This is a genomic window from Luteibacter anthropi, from assembly GCF_023699965.1.
GTDB classification, from domain to species: Bacteria; Pseudomonadota; Gammaproteobacteria; order Xanthomonadales; family Rhodanobacteraceae; genus Luteibacter; species Luteibacter anthropi.
In genome coordinates, this window is the sequence record NZ_CP077072.1 from 1002989 (window position 1) to 1027369 (window position 24381).

General features: G+C 65.8%; 26 protein-coding genes and 1 other RNA gene. 19 read left to right on the forward strand and 8 right to left on the reverse strand.

The window, feature by feature from the left end:
* Positions 1 to 59: 59 nt before the first annotated feature.
* From cydP to cydX, 4 genes are read left to right on the forward strand one after another with little or no spacing between them, the layout of a single operon-like run.
* On the forward strand, positions 60 to 278 hold the full coding sequence (gene cydP / locus KR767_RS04645) for a cytochrome oxidase putative small subunit CydP (protein ID WP_166952060.1): 219 nt from the start codon (positions 60 to 62) through the stop codon (positions 276 to 278).
* On the forward strand, positions 278 to 1846 hold the full coding sequence (locus KR767_RS04650; protein ID WP_250879119.1) for a cytochrome ubiquinol oxidase subunit I: 1569 nt from the start codon (positions 278 to 280) through the stop codon (positions 1844 to 1846). Before cydP ends, KR767_RS04650 begins: the two co-directional genes overlap by 1 nt.
* 11 nt (positions 1847 to 1857) lie before the next feature.
* Entirely contained in the window at positions 1858 to 2988 is a 1131-nt protein-coding gene (cydB, locus tag KR767_RS04655; protein WP_166952066.1) for a cytochrome d ubiquinol oxidase subunit II, read from the forward strand.
* Between the two features lie 12 nt (positions 2989 to 3000).
* Positions 3001 to 3132, forward strand: coding sequence for a cytochrome bd-I oxidase subunit CydX (cydX, locus tag KR767_RS04660; RefSeq protein ID WP_166952069.1), 132 nt, complete (start codon positions 3001 to 3003; stop codon positions 3130 to 3132).
* A gap of 122 nt (positions 3133 to 3254) precedes the next feature.
* On the opposite strand, the gene KR767_RS04665 is transcribed toward cydX, so the two are convergent.
* The gene (locus KR767_RS04665) at positions 3255 to 4499 is read right to left on the reverse strand and encodes an aminopeptidase P N-terminal domain-containing protein (protein WP_250878279.1); all 1245 of its coding nucleotides are present in this window, start codon (positions 4497 to 4499) and stop codon (positions 3255 to 3257) included.
* Positions 4500 to 4537: 38 nt separating this feature from the next.
* The gene (locus KR767_RS04670) at positions 4538 to 5104 is read right to left on the reverse strand and encodes a UPF0149 family protein (RefSeq protein ID WP_243853337.1); all 567 of its coding nucleotides are present in this window, start codon (positions 5102 to 5104) and stop codon (positions 4538 to 4540) included.
* 98 nt (positions 5105 to 5202) lie between these two features.
* On the opposite strand from KR767_RS04670, the gene KR767_RS04675 reads away from it, so the two are divergent.
* The 11 genes from KR767_RS04675 (at position 5203) to KR767_RS04725 (ending at position 15286) form a co-directional block, all read left to right on the forward strand.
* Positions 5203 to 5427 (forward strand): TIGR02449 family protein, encoded by a 225-nt coding sequence (locus KR767_RS04675; RefSeq protein WP_166952074.1) that lies wholly within the window; start codon positions 5203 to 5205, stop codon positions 5425 to 5427.
* Between the two features lie 10 nt (positions 5428 to 5437).
* Positions 5438 to 5746 carry a cell division protein ZapA gene (locus KR767_RS04680; protein WP_166952076.1) on the forward strand — a complete coding sequence of 103 codons (309 nt, stop codon included), beginning with the start codon at positions 5438 to 5440 and terminating at the stop codon, positions 5744 to 5746.
* Between the two features lie 8 nt (positions 5747 to 5754).
* A non-coding RNA gene (gene ssrS, locus KR767_RS04685) (6S RNA) lies at positions 5755 to 5937 on the forward strand.
* A 110-nt stretch (positions 5938 to 6047) separates the two neighbouring features.
* Positions 6048 to 6659 carry a 5-formyltetrahydrofolate cyclo-ligase gene (locus KR767_RS04690; RefSeq protein ID WP_166952078.1) on the forward strand — a complete coding sequence of 204 codons (612 nt, stop codon included), beginning with the start codon at positions 6048 to 6050 and terminating at the stop codon, positions 6657 to 6659.
* Positions 6656 to 7114, forward strand: a complete 459-nt coding sequence (locus KR767_RS04695) for an EVE domain-containing protein (protein WP_166952079.1) — start codon at positions 6656 to 6658, stop codon at positions 7112 to 7114. The genes KR767_RS04690 and KR767_RS04695 overlap by 4 nt, the downstream gene beginning before the upstream one ends.
* Positions 7111 to 7767 carry a ribose-5-phosphate isomerase RpiA gene (gene rpiA, locus KR767_RS04700; RefSeq protein ID WP_250878280.1) on the forward strand — a complete coding sequence of 219 codons (657 nt, stop codon included), beginning with the start codon at positions 7111 to 7113 and terminating at the stop codon, positions 7765 to 7767. Before KR767_RS04695 ends, rpiA begins: the two co-directional genes overlap by 4 nt.
* A gap of 117 nt (positions 7768 to 7884) precedes the next feature.
* Positions 7885 to 9336: a DNA recombination protein RmuC gene (locus KR767_RS04705; protein WP_166952082.1), complete on the forward strand. Its 1452-nt coding sequence runs from the start codon at positions 7885 to 7887 to the stop codon at positions 9334 to 9336.
* A 546-nt stretch (positions 9337 to 9882) separates the two neighbouring features.
* Entirely contained in the window at positions 9883 to 10479 is a 597-nt protein-coding gene (gene folE, locus KR767_RS04710; RefSeq protein WP_166952084.1) for a GTP cyclohydrolase I FolE, read from the forward strand.
* 2 nt (positions 10480 to 10481) lie between these two features.
* The gene (locus KR767_RS04715; RefSeq protein WP_166952087.1) at positions 10482 to 11792 is read left to right on the forward strand and encodes a hypothetical protein; all 1311 of its coding nucleotides are present in this window, start codon (positions 10482 to 10484) and stop codon (positions 11790 to 11792) included.
* The gene (locus KR767_RS04720) at positions 11785 to 12501 is read left to right on the forward strand and encodes a hypothetical protein (RefSeq protein WP_250878281.1); all 717 of its coding nucleotides are present in this window, start codon (positions 11785 to 11787) and stop codon (positions 12499 to 12501) included. Before KR767_RS04715 ends, KR767_RS04720 begins: the two co-directional genes overlap by 8 nt.
* On the forward strand, positions 12494 to 15286 hold the full coding sequence (locus tag KR767_RS04725; protein WP_250878282.1) for an AAA family ATPase: 2793 nt from the start codon (positions 12494 to 12496) through the stop codon (positions 15284 to 15286). The genes KR767_RS04720 and KR767_RS04725 overlap by 8 nt, the downstream gene beginning before the upstream one ends.
* 111 nt (positions 15287 to 15397) lie before the next feature.
* On the opposite strand, the gene KR767_RS04730 is transcribed toward KR767_RS04725, so the two are convergent.
* Together KR767_RS04730 and cysK are read right to left on the reverse strand one after the other, a co-directional pair.
* Positions 15398 to 15688: a hypothetical protein gene (locus KR767_RS04730; protein WP_166952094.1), complete on the reverse strand. Its 291-nt coding sequence runs from the start codon at positions 15686 to 15688 to the stop codon at positions 15398 to 15400.
* Between the two features lie 284 nt (positions 15689 to 15972).
* Complete coding sequence (cysK, locus tag KR767_RS04735; protein WP_166952096.1) at positions 15973 to 16926, reverse strand: cysteine synthase A; 954 nt, start codon at positions 16924 to 16926, stop codon at positions 15973 to 15975.
* 451 nt (positions 16927 to 17377) lie between these two features.
* Between cysK and KR767_RS04740 the strand changes: the two genes are divergently transcribed.
* Positions 17378 to 18625, forward strand: a complete 1248-nt coding sequence (locus tag KR767_RS04740; RefSeq protein ID WP_250878283.1) for a TCR/Tet family MFS transporter — start codon at positions 17378 to 17380, stop codon at positions 18623 to 18625.
* A gap of 73 nt (positions 18626 to 18698) precedes the next feature.
* Positions 18699 to 20051, forward strand: a complete 1353-nt coding sequence (locus KR767_RS04745; RefSeq protein ID WP_250878284.1) for a GGDEF domain-containing protein — start codon at positions 18699 to 18701, stop codon at positions 20049 to 20051.
* Positions 20052 to 20135: 84 nt separating this feature from the next.
* Here the strand turns inward: KR767_RS04745 and KR767_RS04750 are convergent, their stop codons facing one another.
* Entirely contained in the window at positions 20136 to 20825 is a 690-nt protein-coding gene (locus KR767_RS04750) for a VIT1/CCC1 transporter family protein (protein WP_250878285.1), read from the reverse strand.
* Positions 20822 to 21418 (reverse strand): FUSC family protein, encoded by a 597-nt coding sequence (locus tag KR767_RS04755; protein ID WP_250878286.1) that lies wholly within the window; start codon positions 21416 to 21418, stop codon positions 20822 to 20824. Before KR767_RS04755 ends, KR767_RS04750 begins: the two co-directional genes overlap by 4 nt.
* A 103-nt stretch (positions 21419 to 21521) precedes the next feature.
* On the opposite strand from KR767_RS04755, the gene KR767_RS04760 reads away from it, so the two are divergent.
* On the forward strand, positions 21522 to 22028 hold the full coding sequence (locus tag KR767_RS04760) for a DUF1993 domain-containing protein (RefSeq protein ID WP_166952109.1): 507 nt from the start codon (positions 21522 to 21524) through the stop codon (positions 22026 to 22028).
* Positions 22029 to 22117: 89 nt separating this feature from the next.
* Here the strand turns inward: KR767_RS04760 and KR767_RS04765 are convergent, their stop codons facing one another.
* Both KR767_RS04765 and KR767_RS04770 read right to left on the reverse strand, forming a co-directional pair.
* Entirely contained in the window at positions 22118 to 22879 is a 762-nt protein-coding gene (locus tag KR767_RS04765) for an ABC transporter permease (RefSeq protein ID WP_250878287.1), read from the reverse strand.
* Complete coding sequence (locus KR767_RS04770; RefSeq protein WP_166952113.1) at positions 22876 to 23823, reverse strand: ABC transporter ATP-binding protein; 948 nt, start codon at positions 23821 to 23823, stop codon at positions 22876 to 22878. The genes KR767_RS04765 and KR767_RS04770 overlap by 4 nt, the downstream gene beginning before the upstream one ends.
* 243 nt (positions 23824 to 24066) lie before the next feature.
* Here KR767_RS04770 and KR767_RS04775 point away from each other — a divergent pair, with 243 nt between their 5' ends.
* Positions 24067 to 24345, forward strand: coding sequence for a DUF2188 domain-containing protein (locus KR767_RS04775; RefSeq protein WP_166952116.1), 279 nt, complete (start codon positions 24067 to 24069; stop codon positions 24343 to 24345).
* Positions 24346 to 24381 lie beyond the last annotated feature (36 nt).

Sequence of the window (24381 nt, forward strand, 5' to 3'; positions counted from 1 at the left end):
GGAACCGCCAGGCTTACGATGCCAGGCGAATATTCAAGGGAATTGCTGGAGTCGTACACATGGTTGACGACATTCCGACCAAACGCCGCCGATGGCGCGACAAACCACTAAAGAAGCTCGTTTTCGAGCTTTCGGTGATCGTCGTCGCCAAACTCGCGGTGCTCATGCTCATCTGGTACGTGGCCATACGCCCGCTGCCCCGGGCCGATGTTTCGCCCGCCGGCGTCAGCCGCGCACTCGCACCCGCTTCTGCCTCTACCCAGGGAACCCAGCCATGATTGTCGACCCCGATGTCGTCGGCTTATCGCGCCTGCAATTCGCGCTGACCGCGCTCTATCACTTCCTTTTCGTGCCACTGACGCTGGGCCTGGCCTTCATGCTTGCCATCATGGAAAGCGTGTACGTCATGACCCGACGCGAGGTATGGAAGCGCATGACCCAGTTCTGGGGCGTGCTCTTCGGCATCAACTTCGCCATGGGTGTCGCCACCGGCGTCACCATGGAATTCCAGTTCGGCACGAACTGGGCCTACTACTCCCACTACGTCGGCGACATCTTCGGTGCCCCGCTGGCCATCGAAGGCATGATGGCCTTCTTCCTCGAAGGCACCCTCGTCGGCCTGTTCTTCTTCGGCTGGGATCGCCTCTCGCCGCTGAAGCACATGCTGGTGACCTGGTTCCTCGCCCTGGCCACCAGCCTGTCGGCGCTGTGGATCCTCATCGCCAACGCATGGATGCAGAACCCGGTGGGCGCAGCCTTCAACGCCGAGACGATGCGCATGGAGGTCACCTCGTTCAAGGAGGTGATCTTCAACCCGGTCGCCCAGTCGAAGTTCGTGCATACCGTAAGCGCGGGCTACACCATGGGTGCGATGTTCGTGCTGTCGATCAGTGCGTGGTACCTGCTGCGCGGGCGCAACATCGACTTCGCCAAGCGCTCCATCACGGTCGCGGCCAGCTTCGGCCTCGCCGCCTCGTTGTCCGTGGTGGTACTGGGCGACGAGTCGGGCTACACCGTCTCGGAAAACCAGAAGATGAAGATGGCCGCCATCGAGGCCATGTGGGAAACCGAACCGGCACCGGCGGCGTTCACGCTGTTCGGCCTGCCCGACGTGAAGAACCACCAGACCCACGCGGCCGTGAAGATTCCCTGGGTGATGGGCCTGATGGGCACGCGCTCCATCGACGAGCCGATCCTGGGCATCGCCGACCTCGTGGACGATGCCAAGGTGCGCATCGCCGATGGCATCAAGGCCTACGATGCGATGCTGATCCTGCGCGAGAACAAGAACGATGCGCAGGCCAAGGCCATCCTCGCCGCGCACGACAAGGACATGGGCTACGCGCTGCTGCTGAAGCGTTTCATGGATGATCCGCGCAAGGCTTCGCCGGACGACATCCAGAAGGCGGCCGACAGCACCATCCCCAACGTGCCGGTGCTGTTCTGGTCGTTCCGCATCATGGTCGCCTGCGGTTTCTGGTTCATCTTCCTGTTCGGCTACGCGTTCTGGCGCGCCAGCAAGCGCCGCCTTGAAGGCCGCCGCTTCCTGCGCGTGGCACTGTGGAGCCTGCCGTTGCCATGGGTAGCGGCGGAGCTGGGTTGGATCGTGGCCGAGTACGGTCGCCAGCCGTGGGCCATCGAGGGCGTGCTGCCCACCGCATTGGGCGCCTCGTCGCTCACCAGCGGACAGGTATGGATCTCGCTCGGCGGCTTCGTGCTGTTCTACACCGCGCTTGCCGTGATCGACGGCTACCTCATGGTGAAGTTTGCCCGCAAGGGACCGGACGGCCTCGGCATGTGGCCGAAGAAGCCGGATGCCATTCCTACCACGGCGCAGACGGCGTAAAGGAGAACGACATGTTCGATTACGAAACCCTGCGCATCATCTGGTGGGCCCTGATCGGCATCCTGCTGATCGGCTTCGCCATCATGGATGGCTTCGACTTCGGCGTGGCCGCCCTGCTGCGCGTGCTCGGCAAGGACGAACACGAACGCGTGGTGCTACTGGAAACCATCGAGCCCACGTGGGAAGGCAACCAGGTGTGGTTCATTCTCGGCGGCGGCGCGGTATTCGCCGCGTGGCCGCTGCTCTACGCCGCCTCGTTCTCGGGGCTGTACGTGGCGATGTTCGTGCTACTGGTGGCCTTCATCATCCGACCGGTGGGCTTCAACTTCCGCGAGAAGGTGCACAACGCCACGTGGAAGGCCGTGTGGGACTACGCCCTGGTCGCATCGGGCGTCATCGTGATGCTGGTCTGTGGCGTGGCCTTCGGCAACCTGTTCCTGGGCCTGCCGTTCCACTTCGACGGCGACCTGCGCATGACCTGGGATGGCACGTTCTTCCAGCTGTTCCGTCCGTTCGCGCTGCTGAGCGGGCTGGTGAGCCTCAGCATGCTGCTGGCGCACGGTGCGGCATGGGCGGCGATGAAGGCCGACCACGTCATCGCCGAGCGCGCGGTGCGTGTTTCGCGTATCGCTTCGCTGGTGTACGTGGTGTTGTTCGTGCTCGCCGGCGTGTGGCTGGCCTACGGCATTCCCGGCTATGCGGTGGCCGGTCCGGTGGTGACCGATGGCGTGTCGAATCCGCTGGCCAAGCAGGTGGCCATGGGTGGCTCGTGGTTTGCGGGCTACCTGACGCACCCACTGTTCTGGGCCGCTCCCGTGATCGCCTTTGCCGGCGCGCTGGGTCTTCAGGTGTTCATCGGTCGTCGCGGCTTCATGGGTTTCTTCTGCAGCAGCCTGGCGGTGGCCGGTACGATCCTCTCGGCGGGCTTCGCGCTGTTCCCGTTCCTGATGCCATCGGCCACCAGCCCGACATCGAGCCTCACGGTGTGGGATGCCTCGTCGAGCGAAGGTACGCTGTTCCTGATGCTCTGCGTGACCGTGGTGTTCATGCCGATCATCCTGCTCTACACCGGCTGGGTCTTCCGCGTGATGCGCGGCCGGGTCACTCTCGAACACGTGCGCAAGTCGCACAGCATGTACTGAAGGAGCGCCGCCATGTGGTATTTCGCCTGGATTCTCGGCCTCGGCCTCGCCTGCAGCTTCGCCGTGCTGAATGCGATGTGGTACGAGGTGCATTCGGATGACGAGGCACATCGACGCAAGGATGTGCTGCCGAAGGGACCGTGAGATGAAAAGGCCGCCGTGAGGCGGCCTTTTTCTTTGCCACAGATCGCGATCACCTACTTCTGTAGGAGCGCGCCTGCGCGCGACCGGCTTTGCGATAATCCCGGTCGCGCGCAGGCGCGCTCCTACAGGGTGTCGGGGGACTTGGGGACGATCGCCGTCATCACTTCGGGGGTGCCGCGGGTGACGATCACGTCGTCTTCGATGCGGATGCCGATGCCACGCCAGCGTTCGGGTACCGTGCGATCGTCCGGTGGCACGTAGATGCCCGGCTCTACCGTGAGCACCATGCCCTCTTCCAGCACGCGCGGTTCGCCGTCGATGCGGTAATCGCCCACGTCGTGCACGTCGAGGCCGAGCCAGTGGCCCGTCTTGCTCGGGAAATACGGCTTGTAGGCGCCCTCGGCGATTACACGATCCACACTGCCCTTGATGAGGCCCAGTGCGCACAGCCCGCTGGCAATGACCCGCACCGCGGCCTCATGCGAGTCGGCGAACGAGCGACCGGGACGCACGGCGTCGATGGCCGCGAGCTGCGCTTCATGCACGATGTCGTACAACGCGCGCTGTTCTTTCGAGAAGCGACCACCTACGGGGAACGTGCGCGTGATATCGGAGGCATAGCACTCCACTTCCGCGCCCGCATCGATCAGCAGCAGGTCGCCATCGCGCAGCGTGGCGCGGTTCTGCTGGTAATGCATGATGCAGGCATTGGCACCGCCCGCCACCGTGGGCGGAAACGCAGGCACCGCACCACGACTGCGAATGGTGCGGAGGATTTCCCCTTCGATCTCGTATTCGGCGACACCGGGTCGCGCCATGGCCATGGCCGCAAGATGCGCGGCACCGGCCACCTCGGCCGCGCGGCGCATCAGGGCCAGTTCGTCGCGCGACTTGAACAGGCGCATGTCGTGCAGAAGATGACCCAGTGCCACCAGGTCCTTCGGTGCCACGCCACCGCCGCGCGCGGTGCGCAGCCGGCGCATCCAGGCCAGCAGGCGGGCGTCGAAGTCGGGCTCCTGGCCGAAATGGCAGTACACCCGCGAACGCCCTTCGATCATCCCGGGCAGGATGTCGTCGATATCGTCGATGGGAAACGCGTCGTCGAGTTTCAGCTCGCGTGCGGCACGATCCGTGCCCATGCGTTCGCCGTCCCAGCGCTCGCGTTCGGCGTCGCGCTCACGGCAGAACAGCACCGTCTCACCGTGCGCGCGACCGGGCAGCAGGGCCAGCACCGCCTCCGGCTCGCCAAAGCCGGTGAGGTAGTGAAAATCGGAGTCCTGCCGGTACGGCCACGGCGCATCGGCATTGCGCATGCGCTCGGGAGCGGCGGCGAGGATCAGTACCGCATCCTCGCCGACCATGCGCATGAGCTCCCGGCGCCGCCGGGCGTATTCGGCAGGCGCTATCAATGCAGCGTGTCGCTCGTGGGGTGCGGGCCCGTCGCCAGCTCCGCATGCAGCAGCATGGCGCCCGCGCGGACGAATTCTTCCAGCTCGATCAGGCTTTCGTCGTTCACGTCGTCGTCGGCGTCGAATTCGAATTCCGTGGCGGCGATGGCGGCCATGTCCTTCAGGATCTCCTTCGCGTCGTCGCTCATGTTCTGGTTGCGCGCGACCGAGCCACCGAGGCCCAGCCCGCCGAGGAAGCCGCGGATCCAGTCCGTCAGGCCATCGGCACGCTCGGCGATGGGGGCGTCGTCGTCCGGCAGCCAGGGAGAGAACGTAAGCTCCGGATCGGCGAGCCATTCCTGCGTCTGGTGGCGCAGGCGCACCAGCATGGCCGTCTCATCGGCGCTGGGAGCGGGATCCGGCTCCAGTTGCAGCGCGCCGAGCACGGAGTCGCCCGGGAAATGACCGCCCGAACTGATGAAGCCCACCAGGGAGCCGTGGAACTCGCTGACGTTGGTGGCAAGCTTGCAGCGCCCGATCAGCTCGGCGATGTCTTCTGGATCGACGGTGAGGTTGGCCGACATGACAGGGGCACTCCTTCAGGATACGACCATGAATTCTAATGCACCCGTCATCGCATCGGACCTGCCGGGCTGCCAACTCCCCTGTTATAGTCCGCCTCATGACGACCCCGGACGCCTTCAAGACCGAACTGGAAGCCCTGAGCGCTACGCTCGACCGGCTCGTCGATACCGTTCGCCGCCTCTCCGAGGAAAACCGCAGCCTGCGGCACAGCCAGGAACAACTGGCCGGTGAACGGGCCAGCCTCATGGCGCGCAACGAACAGGCGCGCAGCCGTGTGGAAGCGATGATCCAGCGCCTCAAGGCGCTTGAGAACACGGGCTGACAGACCAAGCATGAATGCCATGACCAGCGAACCGGTGGCCTTGCGCCTGCTCGATCGCGAATTCCATATCGCCTGCGCGCCCGATGAGCGCGCCGGACTCGTCGCCGCGGCCCAGTTCCTCGACGGCAAGATGCGCGAGTTGAAGTCAAACGCCAAGGTGCCCGGCTTCGACCGCATCGCCGTCCTGGCGGCCGTGAGCATCGCCCACGAGCTGCTTACGCTCCGAAAGGAGCAGACCTCGCAGGAACAGGTGCTGACCGACGGACTGGCCGCCCTGCGAAAGAAGCTTGATGCGCTCGTCGACGGCTCTGTAAAATAAGCGTCGGGCGTTCTCTGCGCTGTTCGACAGTGCACTTTACATTTGCCTTGTTCCTACATACGACCCCGGGTCGACCTTACGTGACGGTTGCGCATGTCCGCCAAGTGCGGAAAGCCTTGAAGTCACGTGGTTCTCCCACCTGATCCTTTGGATCAAGGTCGTTTGGTGCGCAACGGCAGGGCGGAGGACGCCTCCCTTTTCTTCGCCGGCCGGTCTCACGCGACCGGTCAGCGTTCCCTCCGCGGCACCGGAGGGAGCGGCTCGACGGCAATCCCGCCTGTGCCGTTCGGCTGAACCACCCATGTCAAAGCTCCCCGAGAGACGTGAACTGCGCGCGGACCTCGTCCAGCGGCGCCGTGAGCTGAAACCCGCCGAGCGCGTCGCCGCAGCCCAGGGCCTGCGTGCCTCGCTGGAACAGCTCCCCGAATTCCTTACCGACAAGCACGTGGCTGGTTACTGGGCCACGGGCGGCGAGCTGCCGCTGAACCTCGCCATCGCGCCGCTGGCCGAGCGCGGGCAGACCTTCTACCTGCCCATCGTCACCAAGGTGGGCGGCAAGCGCCGTCTGCGCTTCGCCCCGTGGACCACGGGCGAGGATGTGGAGGCCAACGAGCTGGGCATTCCCGAGCCGAAGGCCTCCGAGCGCATCATCGAGGCCGACAAGCTGGAGCTGGTGCTGGTGCCGCTGCTCGGCTTCGACCGTCGCGGCAATCGCCTGGGTTTTGGCGGCGGCTACTACGACCGCAGCTTCGAATTCCTCCGCGACAAGGAGCGCCCGGCCCAGCCCCTGCTGGTGGGCGTGGGGTATTCGTTCCAGGAAGTGCCTACCCTCGAAACCGCGGAGTGGGACATCGCCCTCGACTACGTGGCCACCGAGAAAGAGCTTATCGACTGCACGGGCGTGAAGGCATGAAGTACTGGCTCATGAAGTCCGAGCCGGACGCCTTTTCCATCGACGACCTGGAACGCAAGGGCACCGAGCCCTGGGACGGCGTTCGCAACTACCAGGCGCGCAACTTCATGCGCGACGGCATGAAGGTCGGCGACAAGATCTTTTTCTACCACTCCAATACCGACGTGCCGGGCATCGTTGGCCTCGCCACGGTGGCCTCCACGGCCTATCCGGACGAAAGCCAGTTCAACCCGAAGTCGAAGTACTACGACGAGAAGAGCAAGCGCGAAGAACCGCGCTGGTTCCTCGTGGACGTGAAATTCGAGCGCAAGCTCAAGCGCACCATCTCGCTCGACGAGCTGAAAGGTCGCGACGAACTGGTGGACATGCCGCTGGTGCGCAAGGGCAACCGCCTCTCCGTGATGCCGGTCGCCAAGGGCGACTGGGATTTCATCCTCACGCTGGAAAAACGATGAGCCAGGACAACGAGAAGCGACTTGCCGCCGAAACGGCTGCCCTGAAATACGTCGGCAACGGCGCGTTCAAGGGCGGTATCATCGGCGTCGGCACGGGTTCCACGGTGAATTTCTTCATCGACGAACTTGCGCAGTATCGCGACAAGATCAAGGCGGCCGTGTCCAGTTCCGAGGCCTCCAGCGAGCGCCTGCGCAAGCTGGGCATCGACGTGCTCGACCTGAACGCCGCCGGCCGCCTCGACCTGTACGTGGATGGCGCCGACGAGTGCGACCCGCACAAGCGCCTCATCAAGGGCGGTGGCGCCGCGCTCACGCGCGAGAAGATCGTCGCCGCGGCGTCCGACAAGTTCGTGTGCATCATCGATGCCACCAAGCAGGTCGATGTGCTGGGCAAGTTCCCGCTGCCCATCGAGGTGATCCCGATGGCGCGCAGCCTCGTGGCGCGCGAGATCGTGGCCATGGGCGGCCAGCCGGTGTGGCGCGATGGCGTCACCACCGATAACGGCAACTGGATCATCGACGTGCACGGCTGGCGCATCGCCGATCCCGTGGGCCTGGAAACCAAGCTCAACCAGATCACCGGCGTGGTCTGCGTGGGCCTGTTCGCCAGCCGCCCGGCCGACGTGGTCATCGTCGGCAACCGCGAAATCTAGTATCCCTGTAGGAGCGCGCCTCGCGCGCGACCGGTGTTCGCGATGATGTGAAGATTATCGCCATGCCGGTCGCGCGCAAGGCGCGCTCCTACAATATTTAGCGGGTAACCTTGGGGCATGACGCTCGAATCCCTTCTCCTTATCGCCCTTCTTGTCATCGCCCTGGCCTGCCTGGGCCTGCTGGTGGTATTGCTTACCCGCAGCCGCGCCACCGATGACGGCGCCGCTCGCTTCGACGCCCTGCGCGACGATTCCCGCCGCCTCGAAGCCGTGCTGCGCGAAGAACAACGCGCCGGCCGCAGCGAACTGGGCGACAGCTTCGGTCAGTTCCGTGGACACGTGCAGGAACAATTGCAGGCCGCTTCCACCCTGCAGCAGGAACGCATCGAAGGCTTCAGCCGTCGTCTCGACCAGCTCACCGAGCGCACCGACAATGGCCTGCAATCGCTGCGCATGGGCCTGGCCGACGACTCGCGCAAGACCCGCGAGGAATCCTCGCTCACGCTGAAGCATTTCGGCGAACGCATCGACCAGCGCCTGGCGGCACTCACCACGGATAACGAGAAGCGTCTCGCCGATGTGCGAGCCACGCTGGAAACCCGCCTCGCCGCCATCCAGCAGGACAACGCCGCCAAGCTGGAACAGATGCGCGCCACGGTGGACGAAAAGCTCCAGTCCACGCTGGAAACCCGCCTGGGGCAGTCGTTCCAGCTTGTTTCCGAGCGACTGGAAGCCGTGCAGCGTGGCCTGGGCGAAATGCAGGCACTGGCCGCCGGCGTGGGCGATCTCAAACGCGTGCTCACCAACGTAAAGACCCGCGGCACGTTCGGCGAAGTGCAGCTCGGCGCCCTGCTGGAGCAGATCCTTATCGCGGAGCAGTACGCGTCCAACGTGGCCACGGTACCCGGCTCGGCCGAGCGCGTGGAATACGCCATCCGCCTGCCCGGCACCGACGACGGCGAGCCCGTGTGGCTGCCGATCGACGCCAAGTACCCGGTCGAGGACTACCAGCGCCTGCTGGACGCCCAGGATGCCGCCGATGCCGATGGCATCCTCAGCGCCGGCAAGGCCCTGGAATTGCGTGTCCGCGAGGAAGCCAAGCGCATCCGCAGCAAGTACGTGGCCCCGCCGCACACCACCGATTTCGCCATCCTGTTCCTGCCCACCGAAGGCCTGTACGCCGAGGTGATCCGCCGGCCGGGCCTGTCCGACCAGCTCCAGCGCGAGCACCGGGTCACCGTGGCCGGCCCGACCACCCTCACCGCCCTGCTCAACAGCCTGCAGATGGGCTTCCGCACCCTGGCCATCGAGAAGCGTTCATCCGAGGTCTGGCAGGTGCTGGGGGCTGTGAAGAACGAGTTCGGCAAGTTCGGCGTGGTGCTGGAAAAGACCCGCAAACAGCTCGATACGGTGCGCAAGAGCATCGACGGCGCCGAGGTCCGCACCCGGGCCATCGAGCGCAAGCTGCGCGGCGTGGAAACCCTGGGCGGCGACGAGTCGCAGCGTGTACTCGACCTGGTGCCCGATGAGGAACCGGGCGAGGGCGATAGCGAGTCGGAAGGCCTCTAACCCCGTCGTTCCTGTGAAAACAGGAACCCAGCGCCCCGGTTGGCCAGTAAGGCGAGGGCGCTGCATCGGCTCTGGCGTAGGGATGTTATCGCGACAACCGCCTGCACCGCGCTGGGTTCCAGCTTTCGCTGGAACGACGGCTTCGGGCGGGGTTGCGTTAGCTCCCCTACCCGTCGTTCCTGTGAAAACAGGAACCCAGCGCCCCGGTTGGCCAGTAAGGCGAGGGCGCTGCATCGGCTCTGGCGTAGGGGGGTGTTATCGCGACAACCGGCTGCACCGCGCTGGGTTCCAGCTTTCGCTGGAACGACGGCTTCGGGCGGGGTTGCGTTAGCTCCCCTACCCGTCGTTCCTGTGAAAACAGGAACCCAGCGCCCCGGTTTGTCAGCATGGCGAGGGCGCTGCATCGGCTTTGGCGTAGGGGGGCGTTATCGCGACAACCGGCTGCACCGCGCTGGGTTCCAGCTTTCGCTGGAACGACGGGGGTGAGGTAATCGGGTGGTGGGCGGGCTACAATACGCGATTGTCTCTTGTAAGGAATTCGCCCCGATGAGCGACGAGTCCAGGTCCCGTCCGGTCACCCGCGAACAGGCCGAGGAAGCCGTGCGCACCCTGCTCCTGTGGGCCGGCGAGGATCCGAAACGCGAAGGCCTGCTCGATACGCCAAAGCGCGTGGTCAAGGCCTATGGCGACTGGTTCAAGGGTTACGACGAAGATCCGGCGGAATACCTGCGCCGCACCTTCGAGGAAGTGGCCGGCTACGACGAGATGATCGTGCTGCGCGACATCGAGTTCGAAAGCCACTGCGAACATCACATGGCCCCGATCATCGGCCGCGCTCATGTCGGTTACGTGCCTACCGACCGCGTCGTCGGCATCAGCAAGCTCGCCCGCGTGGTGGATGGCTTCGCCCGCCGCTTCCAGGTGCAGGAAAAACTCACCGCACAGATCGCCCACTGCATCGAAGACACCCTGCGTCCTCGCGGTGTCGGCGTGGTGATCGACGCCAGCCACGAATGCATGACCACCCGCGGCGTGCACAAGCGCGGCGTGTCGATGGTCACCAGCCAGATGCTGGGCAGCTTCCGGGAAGACCCGCGCACACGCGGCGAATTCCTCCGGTTCGTCGGCGTCGACCGCCGCTGAACTTGAACGGACCCACTGACACTACCGTCCACGACGAACGCCTGCAGGATATCTTCCGCGACGGCGTCGTCGCAGAGGATGTTCCCGAGTTTTTCCCGCTGCTGCGGGGGCGTCCCCTGCTGCGCACCTTCTCGGCGCTGTTCCACGGCACCGAGGAACAGGTGCTGCTGCGCCTGCTGGTGCTTCGCACGCTGGGCAACCGCCCGCATGCACCGGACTGGGCACCGCAGGAAATCCGCGACCAGTTCGCCTATGTCGAGCCGGTGAAGCTCGAAACGGTGGTGCAACGCCTCAAGGACCACGAGCTCATCGCGTGGGAAAACGAGACGATGCGCTACCGGATCAGCACGATCGGCCGCAAGGCGCTGGCCGCGCTGGCGACGATGCTGGAATTCGAGAACGGTGACGACGACGGCCTGGGCTACCTCACCGCCCAGCTCGCCGCCGGACAGGCCGTGGGCCGCATTTCCACCGATGAACTGGGTCACCTGCTCTCGCGCCTCACCGAGCTGAAGGACGACTTCGACCGCGCCGTGCTCTCCGGTTCCGAACACCGCATCCGCCGCGCCGCCGAGCGCCTGGAATCGGTGTGGACCTGGGTGGAGAAAGGCACGAGCGTCGTCGCGGCCATCACCGAGGGCGACGAGATGGAACCGGCCGCGCATCGCCTGGCCCAGGCCGTCGGTCGTGCGCAAAGTGCCCTGCTCCGCCAGGCCGGCACCTTCCAGCGCGAACTCAACAAGATCGACCAGCACCGCGTGCACCTGGGCCGTACCGGCCTGTCGTCGTCGGACCTGGTCGGCTGGCTGCGCGCACAGGATGCCGACACGCTGGCCGGCTTCGAGGACGGCCAGCTCCTGCTGCCCCTGCCCGCGCCCTTCATCCACGACCAGATCGCGCTCGACGTCGCGGAATTCGAACTGCTCGAACGCGAACGCCTGGCCGCCGAGGTCACCACCCTGCCGGGCGCGGAAGAACCGCCGGACACGGCCGACCTGCCCATGGGCGAGGAAGACCTTCGCCACCTCGAAGACTGGCACGCGGAACTGGCCGGCATCGCCGCGCCGCGCGAGCTGTCCGAGACCCTGATCGGCGACGACTACGCGCTGTCGGCCTACCGCCTGTCCCTGCTTGGCCTGCTCGGCGACCCCGAGTCGGCGGCGCTGGAAGGCGGCACGGCCGACCTCGCCCGCCTGCCGCTGGCGCTCGAAATCGAGCCCGTGCTGATCGATCCCGACCTGCCCCAGATCGCGCTGGTCAGCGCCGGACGCCTGCGTCCGCGCGGCGACGCGAAGGACACCACCGATGCATGACGATACCGCCAGCCTGGTAACCCGGCTGCTCGCCCAACGCTGGCTGCCGCGCGATGACGTACAGGCGCGCAAGGCGCTGCTCGACCCGGCGTACCGCGATGAACTGGACCGCCGCCTCGACGCCGTGGGCCTGCAACTGCGCGAGCACCCCTACGCCGCGTATATCGGCCTGGCCGTGGCGCGCAAGAGCGAACGCGCCGTGTTCGGCGGCAGCGACAGCTGGATCTCCAACACCTTGCAGCTCGACCGTGACGGCGTTGCCCTGCTCGTGGTGATCTGGGCGCTCATCGTGCTGCCCAAGCGCCAGCGCCAGGTGGAACGACAGGATGCCGATGCCGCCGCGTCGCAGAGCCAGATGTTCGCCGAAGAAAAACCCATCCCGCGCGATCCCACGCTGTCCCCGGTGATCGCCGAACGCACGCTCATCGCCGACTTCGCTGACAAGCTCGGCGGCAAGACGCGCGTGAACTTCAACCTGGGCACGCTGAACCGCCTGGGCTTCATCGTGCGCCGCAAGGGCGAAGTGGCGGAAGGTCCGCTGCTCGACCTCGCCTTCGACTACGAACGCACCGCCCGCCGCATCCTCGATGGCGCGCTGGGCGACCTGCTGGCCGATGCAGCCTCGCGCGCCGCATCCGCCGGCCCGGTAGACGACGCCGACGACGAGCCGCTGGACGACACCGGCGTGGAGGAACACACCGATGTTTGATTTCCGCAGCCTCGAAGTCGTCCACTGGGATTACTGGCAGCGTTTCAGCCTGCCGCTGGACACCAACATCGTCACCGTCGTGGGCCCCAACGGCTCCGGCAAGACGACCTTGCTCGATGCCCTGCGCACGCTGCTCACCATCGACTGCGCCGGCAACCGCGACTACAAGAGCTACCTGCGTCACAACGGCAAGCCCTTCGCGTGGCTGCGGGCCCGTGTCGGCAATATCCCCGGCCCCAACGGCGAGCGCCCGTTCTTCCCGATCATGGACCGCGAGGTCACCCTCGCCTGCCGCATCCAGAAGAAGGGCGGCGAGTGGACCCGCCAGTACGCCGTGCTCGGCGGCGACGTGAGCGTGGAAGAGATCGAGGCACGCAACGACTTCATGGGCCTGCGCGACTACCGCGTGCGTCTGGAAGGCGCGGGCCTGTCGCAGGCGATCCGCCGCGTGCTCACCCTGGAACAGGGCGCCACCGACAAGCTCTGCCAGCTGCCGCCCAAGGCGCTGCTTGATCTCGTGTTCGACGTGTTCGGCGACAAGGTGGTACTCGATGACTACCAGCGCGCACGCAACGAGCAGGACGAAGCCGACCGCGAGCAGCACGGCCTGGAACACCAGCTTTCGCTGATCGGCGTGAGCCTGCAGGAAGCCGAAGCGCGCGCCCGTTCCTTTCAGGAATGGAACGCACTCAAGAGCGAGCGCGTCACGCTGGTAGCCGATATCCTGCCGCGCACCGAGCTGGCCGATCTCGGTGCGAGCGTGCGTGGTGCGCGTCCGCAGCTCAACGGCGTAAAGCGCCGCGCCAGCGAGCTGGAACAGCGCGATGTCGAACTCACCCGCCAGCTGGCCGAGCTGGACGCCACCGGCGAAGCGCTGCGCGGCGAACAGCACGAAGCCGACATCGGCCGTCAGGCCACGCAGAAGAGCCTCGACGCCGCGCGTGCCGCGCTGGCCCAGAACGACCTGCTGATCCGCCAGGAAACCCGGTTGCGCGACATGATCGCCGCACAGGGCGGCGCCGATCACGAACGCCTGGCCGATATTGCTCGCGAAGCCCGCGCCAGGATCACGGTGCTGCAAGGCGAGGAAACCCACCTTCGCCAGTCGCTCACCACGCTCACCACGCAGCTCGCCGCATGGCGTAGCGGGCGCCGCTACACCCCGGATTTCGAAGCCGCGTTCCGTCGCGCGCTCGACGAGGCCGGCATCCGCCACAGCATGCTGAGCGAGATCGTCGAAATCGTCGAGCCGCGCTGGCAGCCCGCCGTGGAAGCCGTGCTGGCGGGGTATCGCCATGTCGTGCTGCTGGACGACCCGCGCGACCGCGAGAAGGCCTGGAAACTCGGCGAACAGCTGCGCTACAAGCATTTCGTGGTGGCCGACCGCGCGCCGGCCGATGCGGCCACGCGCGGCTCGCTGCTGGAAGTGGTGGAATTCTCCGCCGCCGCGCCTGACTGGCTGCTGCGCAATCTCGACCGCATCCGCCGCGTCGACGATATCGCCGAAGGCTCGAAGTTCGGTCGCGAGCAGGACTGGATCACGCCGCAAGGGTATTTCCGCGAACGCCGCGGCGGCCGCCACCTTGGCGTGGACGACATGTACTTCGGTGCAGCGGCACGCGATCGCCAGTTGCGCGATGGCGAAGCGAAACTGCGCGAGGTCGAAACCCGCCTGCGTGAGATCGCCGAAGAGCGCAAGCAGGCCATGGCCCAGGCCAGCGATGCCGAAGGCGTGCTGCGTGGCGCCAGCGCCAGCAGCCAGCTCGCCGATCGTGCCGATGAATTCAACGAAGCCCGCGAGCAGCAGCCGCGCTTGCAGGAAGACGTGCAGCGCACGGCCGACAGCCATGTGGCCGCCGAGCAGCATTACGAAGATGTGCGCGAGAAGCGCCTGAAGACGTCCAACGCGCGTGACAACGCCGCGCGTGAACAGCGTTCCGTGCAGAACCAGCTCGCCGAGGCGGTGCGCCAGCATCATCAGCTGCGCGGTGAGCAGGTGGATCGCCTGAAGGCTTTCCGCAGCAAGCGCAAGCAGGTGTCGCTTGCGCATCGCACGCGCACGGCCACCAGCGAATTGCGCGAGCGCTACGAATCACCGGCCGCGGTGCGCCGTGAAATCGACCGCATCGAGCGTCGTCTTGAAGAGGGCCACTGGGAACAGGATCCGAGCGTCGTCGCCCTGCGCGAAAAGCTCTGGGCCGATCATGAGGGCCTGAAACACGATCTCGACAAGCGTCGCCTCCATCTGGAACGCGCGGGCAAGATCACCCACGAAGCACGCGGCGCGTATATCCAGGTGCTGCGCAATACGGTGCGCCGTTACGCGAAGAACCTGAAGGTGCTCGCGGAGCTTGCGGGCATCGGCGTGGACGTGGACCTGCCGGAACTCAGCAACGACGACCTCGCGCTCGCATCCGCAGCGTTGCAGGTGCGTTTCGAGTTCGACAAGAAGGGCTGGATCGGCATGGACGACGGCGAGGCGTCGGGAGGCCAGCAGGTGATGAAGTCGCTGTTGCTGCTGGTGGCGCTGATGCGCGACGAGGATCGTCCCGGCGGCTTCGTCTTCATCGACGAACCGTTCGCGCACCTGGATATCTTCAACATCGACAAGGTGGGCGCGTTCCTGAAGTCCACCCGCGCGCAGTACATTCTCACCACGCCGGCTACGCACAACGTCAATGTATTCCAGCCGTCGGAACTGACGCTGGTGACGAGCAAGCGTCGCCCCGGGTCTACCTGGGCACAGCCATTGGCCGTACTACGCCGCCGCGCCGAAGTCGCCTGAGATCATTGTAGGAGCGCGCCTTGCGCGCGGCCGGTATATGCGAGGTGTATCGCATGACCGGTCGCGCGCAAGGCGCGCTCCTACAGGGTGTGGTTGGCGCGAACCGGGGTGTCAGCGCGTCGGATCGTATTCGTCGTAGACATCCTGCTCGGCGCGATGGCGACGGGCCAGAAGCCACGCGGCGGTGAGTGCCGCGATGCCCAGTCCTGCGCCGATGGCGATGCCGGTACGCGGGTGACGGCGGACCTGGGTCAACGCACGGCTGGCGACAACGCCGGCGTGGCCGGTGTACTGCCGGGCGGCGCCCTTCAGTTCATGCGTGCGGTTATGCGTGATGGAGCCCGCCAGGCGCTGCGCACGGCCGGTCAGTTCGCGGGTGAGGCTTTTGCGGAAGAGGGTCATGGCGTGTCTCCTTGAGGCATGGAGACCACCATGAAGCCCAGGGCGTGACGAAAACGCGTTGAGCACGTCACGGCTGCAGGAGCGTGCTGTGCGTGCGGGCACAGGGTGGGGGAGCGTACAGGTTGCTGTATCACCGGTCGCGCGCGAGGCGCGCTCCTACAAAGGCTTACGTTGCCCCGCGCCCCCCACAGAGGCTTGCCCTGCCCCTGTAGGAGCGCGCCTCGCGCGCGACCCCTGCCTGACGCCACGCACAAGTAAACGCAGCAGCGCCCCTCGCAAAGACCTCAGAGCGCGTTCAACCACTCATCATCAGAACCCTCATTCACCCCCTCGAAGAGGAAGGTGGAGAGATACCGCTCACCCGTATCGGGCAGCATCGCAAGAATAACGCTTCCCGCTTCAGCCGTCTCGGCGAACCTGAGCGCCGCCGCCACCGTGGCTCCCGCCGAGATGCCGACGAACAATCCTTCTTCCGACGCAAGGCGACGCGACGTATCGCGCGCCAGCACTTCATCCACCGGAAGATCGATATCGAACACCTTGCGATTCAGCACCTCGGGCACGAAGTCCGGTGTCCAGCCCTGGATCTTGTGGGGGTTGAATCCCTGCTCTTGCAACAGCTGCGCATTGACCGGTTCGGAGACGACGATCTTCACCTCGGGACGCGCCACCTTGAGCACCTCGCCCACACCGGTGAGCGTGCCGCCGGTGCCCCAGCCCGTGACGAAGGCGTCCAGCCGGCGCCCGGCGAAATCCTGGATGATTTCCGCTGCCGTGGTGCTGCGGTGATAGGCCGGGTTGGCGGGATTCTGGAACTGCCTCGGCAGGAACCAGCCGTGCTGCTTCGCCAGTTCTTCCGCACGGCGGACCATGCCGGTGCCACGCTCGGCGGCCGGCGTGAGGATCACCTTGGCGCCGTAGGCGCGCATCAGCTTGCGCCGCTCCACCGAGAAGGTCTCGGCCATCGTCGCCACGAACTTGTAACCTTTGGCCGCGCAGACCATGGCCAGTGCGACACCCGTGTTACCGGAAGTGGCTTCCACCACGGTGTCGCCGGGCTTCAACAGGCCCTTGGCTTCCGCATCGAGTATCACGCCGATCGCGAGACGGTCCTTCACCGAACCGCCCGGGTTGAACGATTCCACCTTCGCATACAGGCTGACGTGCGACGGTGCCACGCGATGCAGGCGTACGATGGGTGTACGACCGATCGTGTCGAGGATGCTTTCGTGGATCATGAGCGGTTCCCGTGACTGGAAAGGACAAGGGTTCAAAGGTACTCCCACCATGGCTGGCATCACAAACCCCCTTTCGGTGTATTCGCATGTTTAGACGTCCATATGGAATGCTTGCGGATGGACCTGAACCACGACGGCTACCTCGTGACCCACCCTCCCCTGTAGGAGCGCGCCTCGCGCGCGACCGGATCGAAGCGGGTGGTTCACGGCGTTGATCCGGTCGCGCGCGAGGCGCGCTCCTACACAAGGGAGTTGCGGTCTTGCCGGGTTCGCGCCGGTCGTGGCGGTTTCCGGCCTGATAATGGCCGGCCTGGGGGGAGGGAATTCCCGTCAGCACGAATGTCATGCCGGCCGGGCAGACTGGCCGGGCATACCTTTATCGCCGTATTGCACGGTGCCGAGCGTGGCGCCACGACCTGACTCACCCTACGACGGGAACGCCAAGGCCATCATGGACACGATCCTCCCCCGCCCCGCCCGCGCTGCCGCGGTGACGTTCATCTTCGTCACCATCCTGATCGACATCCTCGCCTTCGGCATCATCATCCCCGTGCTGCCGCACCTCATCGAGGAAATGGCCGGCGGTGGCGTCTCCCGGGCCGCGTGGTGGGTGGGCGTCTTCGCTACCGTCTTCGCGGCCATCCAGTTCTTCTGCGCGCCGATCCAGGGCGCGCTCTCGGACCGCTTCGGCCGGCGGCCGGTCATCCTGCTGTCCAACCTGGGACTGGGGCTGGATTTCATCTTCATGGCGCTCGCCCCGTCCGTGTGGCTGCTGATGGTCGGTCGCATCATCTCGGGCATCACCTCGGCCAGCTACACCACCGCCACCGCATATATCGCGGACACCACGCCGCCGGAGAAGCGCGCCGGGGTGTTCGGCCTGATGGGTGGCGCATTCGCCCTGGGCTTCATCGTCGGCCCCGCGCTGGGCGGCCTGCTCGGCGAGATCGACCTGCGCCTGCCCTTCTGGGTCGCGGCCGTCCTCGCCTTGCTCAACTTCCTCTATGGCCTGTTCATCCTTCCCGAATCGCTGCCGCCGGAGAAACGGGCCAAGCGTTTCGAGCCGCATAGCGCCCACCCCATCGGCGCGCTGAAGATGCTGCGCCGGCATCGTGAGGTGGCCGGCCTGGCCATCGTGATCTTCCTGTTCTATCTCGCACACTATGTCTTGCAGACGGTCTTCGTGCTGTACGCGGACTTCCGCTACGCCTGGGGGCCGCAGGCGGTGGGCCTGGTGCTCGGCCTGGTGGGCATCAGCGACGGTGTGGTGCAGGCCGTGCTCACCGGCCGGCTGACCGCGCGCTTCGGCGAGCGCCCCGTGCTTCTGGCTGGCATGTGTTTCGGCGTGGTGGCGTTCCTCATCTTCGGCCTCGCCCCGACCGGCTGGATGTTCCTGGTGGGTATTCCCATCATGTCGCTGTGGGGACTGGCCGGACCGCAGATCCAGGCGCTCATGACCCGTCACGTGGCCCATGACGAACAGGGCAAGCTGCAAGGCGCCATCGCCAGCCTGGGCAGCTTCGCGGGCATCTTCGGGCCGTTCCTGTTCGCCCAGATCTTCGCCTACTGGATCTCTCCCGAGCGCACGGTGCACCTGCCCGGTTTCCCCTTCCTGCTGGCCGCCTCACTCGTCGCGGTTGGCATCGTGGTGGCGGCCAGGGCTACCCACACGGATGCGGTCGCGGTAACGGAGCAGTAAGCCAAAACACCCTTTATCGGCGTAAGATGTGCCGGATTTCGGCATATCAATGCAACGGTGTTGGGGCAGGCGTTTGGACAACCCGCAGTGGGAAAGCAAGTATGTCGAGGCCGTCGAGCGGCTGCGCCGTGAAGAGGCCCAGTGGCGCGACGCCGAAGGCTTGCTGCGCGAGCTGATCGGCTGCCTGTCGCGTGTGGCCCTTGGCGCCAACGACGGCATCGATCCGCATATCGAACGACTCAATGGCGCCATGCAAGGTGCCTCCGAATCGCTTGAGCCACTCGTGCGCGAGCTGAGCGACGCCATCGACAATCTCGGCGCCCAGCGCGAGGGTGTCCGCGAAGCGCCTCCGATTCCCATCACCCGCCCCCAGCGCACGGAGCATGGTTCGTCCGTGCAGTCGTCGCTGAGCCGCCTGGTGGATCGCATCGTCGTACTGCCCAAGCTCGCCGACCGGGCCAACGACCTTCGCCACGACGTGGCCGATGCCGGCGACCTGGTGGCCCTGGCGGCCTGCGGCGACCGCCTCGCCGACCTGGTCAACGAGCAGCGCATCGGCCTGCAACGCGAGATCGACGCCCTCCAGGCCGTGCTGCGCCATGTCACCGGTCGCCTGGACGAGATGACCCAGTACATGTCGCGCGAGCTGGTCGACCAGTCCACCGGGGAAGCCAACGGCCAGGCACTGGATGCCTCGGTGGCGCACGAGATGCGCCTGCTGGGCGAAGCCGCGCTGGAGCTGGACGACGTGCACGACCTGCGCGAGCGCGTGAACGAAAGCCTGGAAACCATCTCCGAATGCTTCCGCGAGTTCCGCGACCGCGAAGGGGCGCGTCTTACTGCCTACCGCGAACGCGCGGAGGCGATGCGCCTGCGCGTGGAGCAGCTGGAAACCGAGCGCAATGCATTGCAGCGCTCGCTTGAGCGTGAGCACGAGCTGTCGCAGACCGACACCATGATCGGCATGCCCAACCGGCTGGCTTACGAAAAACGGATCGAGACGGTGTTCGAGAACTGGGTGGCCACCTCGCGCCCGCTCAGCATCGCGGCCATCGATATCGATCACTTCAAGAGCATCAACGATACCTACGGCCATACGGCGGGCGATGCCGTGCTGCGCATCATCGGACAGGCACTGGTGAAATACGTGCGACCGGTGGACTTCGTGGCGCGCTACGGTGGCGAGGAGTTCATCGTGATTTTCGACGGCGCCGACGAAACGGAATCGTTGCAGGTGTGCGAGCGGTTGCGCGGCAAGGTGCAGCATCTCAATTTCCACGCCGCGCGCCAGCCGGTGCGGGTAACCGCCTCGATCGGGCTGGCCCAGTTCCGGCCCGGCGACACGCCGCGCTCGGTGTTCGACCGCGCGGACCTCGCGCTCTATACGGCGAAGAACGGCGGCCGCAACCGCTGCGTCATCGGGTAGGAGCGCGCCTTGCGCGCGACCGGTCATCGCGAAAATCATCAACTCGCCCGTCACCCCGGTCGCGCGCGAGGCGCGCTCCTACAGTTAGACGCCGAAGAGGCGGCCTACCAGGGCGGTGAGCGCCATGGCACCTGCGCCCCAGAAGACGATGCGCAGGACCGAACGCGGCACGCTGCCGCCACCCATGCGGGCGGATGCCGCACCAAGGATCGCCAGGGCCACCAGTGAGACGGCCACGATGGCGACGGTGACGTAGTCGCGTGGCGCCAGTGCCGCTGCCAGGATGGGCAGCACCGCACCGCTGGCAAAGCTCACCGCCGAGGCGGCGGCGGCCTGCACGGGACGCGCGGCGGTTTCGTCCGACATGCCCAGCTCGTCGCGTAAATGCGCACCGAGGGCATCGTGCGCCATCAGCTGCGTGGCGACCTCGCGAGCGAGGTCGCGCTCCAGCCCGCGATGCACGTAGATTTCAGTGAGCTCCTTCAGCTCGCCCTTCGGGTCTTCGCGCAGCTCGCGCGACTCCAGTGTTCGCTCGGCGTGCTCGCTGTCGGCCTGCGAGCGCACGGAGACGTATTCACCCGCTGCCATCGACATCGCTCCGGCGACGAGGCCGGCAACGCCTGCGATCATGACGTTGGCGGGGTTGGCCTCGGCCGAGGCCACGCCCACCACGAGGCTGGCCGTGGACAGGATGCCATCGTTCGCCCCAAGTACGGCGGCGCGTAGCCAGCCCAGTCGTCCGACGCGGTGTACTTCACTGTGACGTGGATTCACGCCTGATCCTCTTCCTTCCGTTCCACCCGCTCTTCGAGGCGGGACACCAGCCAGCCGATGGCCAGCGCGCACAAGGTACCGAACAACACCTCGCCCAGTCGCCAGGCTGCCATTTCCCAGCGTGGCCCTTCGGCCGGCACCAGCAGGACAATGGCCGAGGTGATGCCGCCCACGCGCGCCGCCGCACCCGCGCCGGCCAGCCAGCAGGCCACCGTGACCAGGCACAGCGCAAGCAGGAAGGAAAACAGGTCGCCGGTACCGCCCACCCAAAGGCCGAGCAAGCCTGCGACGGCGCCGAACAGGGTACCAAGCACCCGGTCGTGCCCCGCCCCGCGGGTATCGCCGAAATGGGGCTGGGTCACCGCGATGGCGCTGATGGCGGCCCAGTAGGCCTGTCCGGGGTGCGCCAGCCAGCCCACGCCGTAGGCCAGGCCGGCCGAGGCCATGGTCTTGAACGCCATGAACAGGCCCAGGCGCGCGCGCCGTCGCAGGGGCAGGTCGCGGAACAGGTGATCGAGCAAACGCTGCGCGCGACGCAGGCGCAGGATGCGGATGGCATCGGAACGCGGGGTCTTCGGATCGGGTGGGCTCATGGACGACATCCTACCGTCGAAGGCCGTCGACGGGCCGCCAACGAGCCCCCACAATAGCCGCCTTCCGGCCATACCGGCCGTTCCCTCGCAGAGAGTCCCACCCATGTCCATCTCGATGTACCAGGTCTCCATCCCTGTCCTCGTCCGCGCGCTCAACAACCTGTCCGCCGTGCTGAAGAAGGGCGCCGAGCATGCGAAGGAGCGTCACATCGCCGAGGAAGTGTTGCTGCATACGCGCATCACTCCCGACATGTTTCCGCTGGTGCGCCAGGTGCAGATCGCCACCGACATGGCCAAGGGTGCCGGCTACCGCCTCGCCGGCCAGGACGTGCCGTCCATGGCCGATGACGAGACCACCTTCGAGCAGCTCCAGGCGCGCATCGAGAAGGTCATCGGCATGCTCAACGCCTTCACCCCCGCACAGATCGACGGCAGCGAGACGCGCGAAGTCGTGGTGAAGTCGCGCAGCGGCGAAACGAAGTTCAACGGCCAGGATTACCTGCTGGGCTTCGTGATGCCCAACGTGTATTTCCACTGTACGACCGCTTACGCCATCCTGCGCGGCGTGGGCGTGGTGCTGGGCAAGATGGATTTCATCGGCGCCCGCTAAACCGCATTTTCTGTAGGAGCGCGCCTTGCGCGCGACCGGATATCACGTCACGTCCGGTCGCGCGCAAGGCGCGCTCCTACAGTGAATCGTCAGGCTTTTAGTTTCCAGCCGGTGCGGAATATCCACCACACCACGGCCAGGCAGATGAGCAGGAAGGCCACCGTAGCGCCTGCGCTCACGATCACGTTAACGTCGGCCTTGCCGTAGAAGCTCCAGCGAAAGCCGTTCACCAGGTACACCACCGGGTTGAACAGCGTGATCTTCTGCCATACCGGCGGAAGCATCGAGATGGAATAGAAGCTACCACCCAGGAAGGTCAGCGGTGTGATCACCATCAGCGGCACCACCTGCAGCTTCTGGAAGTCATCCGCCCACAGGCCGATGATGAAACCGAACAGGCTGAACGTGATGGCCGTGAGCAACAGGAAGCCCACCATCCAGAACGGATGCATGATCTGGTACGGCACGAACAGTCGCGCCGTCACGAGGATCAACAGGCCCAGGATCACCGACTTGGTCGCGGCCGCCCCAACATAGCCGATCACCACCTCCACGTACGATACCGGCGCGGACAGCAGCTCGTAGATGGTGCCAGCCCACTTGGGCATGTAGATGCCGAAGGCCGCGTTGGAGATGCTCTCGTTGAGCAGCGACAGCATGATGAGGCCGGGAATGATGAAGGCCCCGTAGCTCACGCCGCCCACGTCGCCCATGCGCGAGCCGATGGGCGCGCCGAACACCACGAAGTACAACGAGGTGGAAAGCACCGGCGAGGCGATGCTCTGCATCAGAGTACGGAACGTGCGGGCCATCTCGAAACGGTAGATGGCGCGGATTGCGTGGATGTTCATCCGTGTCCCCTGACAAGGCTGACGAAAATGTCTTCGAGCGAGCTTTCGCTGGACCGCAGGTCCTTGAAGTCAACGCCCAGCTCGCCGAGCTTGCGCAGCAGTTCGGCAATGCCGGTGTCTTCGCCTTGCGTGTCGAAGGTGTAGACCAGGGTCTGGCCGTTGTCGGACAACTCCAGCGGCCAGCCTTCCAGTCCGGCAGGCACTGCCGCCAGCGGCGACTGCAACTGCAGCGAGAGCTGCTTCTTGCCCAGCTTGCGCATCAGCGTGTGCTTGTCTTCCACCAGCATCAGCTCGCCGCGCGCGATGACGCCGATGCGGTCGGCCATCTCCTCGGCTTCTTCGATGTAATGCGTGGTGAGGATGATGGTGACACCCGACTTGCGCAGGCGGTGCACCATCTGCCACATGTCGTGGCGCAGCTCCACGTCAACGCCCGCCGTGGGTTCGTCGAGAAAGAGCACGCGGGGTTCGTGGGCAAGCGCCTTGGCGATCAGCACGCGGCGCTTCATGCCGCCGGAGAGCGTCATGATCTTCGCGTCGCGCTTCTCCCACAGCGAAAGCTCGCGCAGGATGCGCTCCAGGTAGACCGGATTGGGCGCCTTGCCGAACAGGCCACGGCTGAACTTCACCGTGGCCCAGACGCTTTCGAAGGCATCGGTGGATAGCTCCTGCGGTACCAGGCCGATGAGTCCACGCGCCGCGCGATAGTCTCGCGCGATGTCGTGGCCATCGACGACGACCTTGCCTTCGCTGCCGTTGACGATGCCGCACACGATGCTGATGAGGGTGGTCTTGCCCGCCCCGTTGGGGCCGAGCAGCGCGAAGATCTCGCCACGACGGATATCGAGATCCACGCGCTTGAGTGCCTGGAAACCGCTCTTGTAGGTTTTGGACAGGCCACGTACCGAGACGATGGCGTCGGCGATCGGTTCGCTGGGAGTCATGGTTTCCGAAGGGGTCAGATGATGAGGGCCGATGGTAGTGTGGGGATCAACCGAGGGAAACCAACGGCACCGTGGTCTGCGCAGCACTCACGACCCGGGTGCTTCCGACGGGGGACAGGTGAATGCCAACCCAATGAAAAACAACGATTAACAGGTTTTTTAGCCCCTCGGGAGCAGGATGTTGACCAGGGGCCGCGCAAGCGGCCTTCCTTGTCAGGCCCACTCCACGTCAGCGAGGGTCCCATGGCTTCGAGTTCCGCCCAACTGTTCATTCCGTACAGCGAATCGACACAGGGACCGTGGATCGTCCGCCGTGCCGCCCGTCCCCTCGGCCGCTATGCCACGCAGGCCATGGCCATCGCCGCCGCCGAGCAGATGGCGCCCGGCCTGTCCGATCATCTCGGCCGCCCCGTGGAGATCCACGTGCAGCAGGCGGACGGCTCCTGGGAAGAGCACACCTTCGTCGTCGCGGGCCTCGTCGGCGGCGTCATGCCGCGCAACGGCATCCATCGCCACGCGTGAATGCCACGGGCAGAGACGGCGATAAGGTAACCTTGC